Raw genomic sequence first — 1,667 nt, 5'->3', positions numbered from 1 at the left:
GACCGTGCCGTCCAATGTCCCGCCGACGTCGACGATCACGCCGCTGGCACCGAGCCCGCCGACCGTGCCGTCCAGGGTGCCACCGACGTCACCGATCACGCCGGCTGCCAGGGCGGTGACGCCGTGCGCCGTGCCGCCCAGGCCGCCGGTGACTGCGCTGACACCGAGTCCACCGACGGTGTTGTCCAGGGCGCCGGTCACGCTGCTGAGGCTCACGCTGTCGAGGGTGGCGCCCACGTCGCCGGTCACACCGGTGAGGCCGAGGCCGCCCAAGGTGCTGTCGAGGGTGCCGGCCACGCCGCCGAGCGCCAGTCCGTCGACGGTGGCACCCGCGCTAACTCCGAGGCTGTCTCCGGCAAGAAGGGACGTGACGCCCTGGACAGGAACGTAGTCAGCGACCAGCGGAACGATGTCCTGCACGTCGGCCGGGTTCACGTCGTTGAGGCCCGCGCCGTCCAGCGCACCTTGCGGGTCCGCCTCGTACGCCGCCCGGGCGTCGACGTTGCTGAGCAGGCCGAATACGAAGTCCTGCAGGCTCTGCGGCGACGCCATCCCAGCGGTTACGCCCATCTCGGCGGTCGACCCCGCGTTGGCGGTGGACTCCAGACTGGTCGTCGAGTTCGCATCGGCAGTTACCTCCGTGTTGCCGGTCCAATCGGCGGCAGAGGTGGAGTTCACGTCGGCGGTTGAATTTGTGCTGGCGCTTTCACTCATGTTGCCGGTCCCATCGATTGGTGTTTTAGGACGTGGTCCAGGCAAGCTCACCCGACCCACGATCGACCGTAGGTTGAACAGCGGTATCGGGCATCGGGGGTGCACCCCAGCGTTATCCCGCCGGGTTAGGGCATCGGCGGCGTTTGGCGTTAGGGGATTACCGGGTTCCTGCGCGAAAGCCCCCATCGATAGCCCCAGGTTGGTGAGGCGCAGCAGCCGGTCAGCGAACTTGACGGCGTCATCGAAGCGGCGGTTGCCGACTGCACCAAGACATGACTGCCGTTCAGACAGTTGGACCTCGATGCGGCCATGCAGCGTCCCTCGCGGGATCCATGGCCACCACACGACCCGGCCGCGCCTCAGCGCCCGGCGCCGACCCGGCACGACCACCGCACGGGGGACTGCGGTGTACCGGGTCTGAACGGCACATTGGCCTCACTTTCCCACCGCGATGTGGCTCCCGCTCCCGCACGTGCAGGCCGAGATCAAGGCCGTGGCCGCCGCTGCGCTGGGCGGTAACTGGCGTCCGCAACGCGGGAAGCCAAGGCGGTGCTGTCCGCTCGAGTACCAGCGCAAGCTCAATAACGGCAGGACGGCCGCCGTGCCCCCGACATGACGCCTCGCCAACGCTTCTACCGACACATTCTCGAGAGCCCACCGAAGCCGCGCCGGCAGGTTGTTGACAGACGTCGGGGTCGGCAGAGACATCACAGCCGAACCAGCCCGTGCCCGACGAGGTGCTCCGCGAGATCACCGGCCGGCGGCAACCACTCCTCCGGGCAAGCGACAGGGGGGAGGTCACACCGGGGCCAGGCATCGACGAATCTTCGGTGGGACGATCAGCGAGACAGCCCGCCGTAAGAGGTCGCGCGGAATGGGTGGTGGTCACGGGCGGCGGTTGGGACGGGTGTCCCATCGGTAGGTGGTCCATGTGCGTCGGATCAGGCTACGGA

1 protein-coding gene is annotated in these 1,667 nt (G+C 68.3%); it reads right to left on the bottom strand.

What is annotated here, in order from left to right:
- The coding region (locus ACFYPS_RS31635) for an IniB N-terminal domain-containing protein (protein WP_387329271.1) at positions 1-765 on the bottom strand (765 nt) is incomplete at its 3' end.
- Positions 766-1,667 lie beyond the last annotated feature (902 nt).

The sequence above is a fragment of the Micromonospora sp. NPDC005087 genome, from assembly GCF_042872965.1.
Classification (GTDB): domain Bacteria; phylum Actinomycetota; class Actinomycetes; order Mycobacteriales; family Micromonosporaceae; genus Micromonospora.
This window is presented reverse-complemented; position numbering and strand designations above follow the sequence as displayed.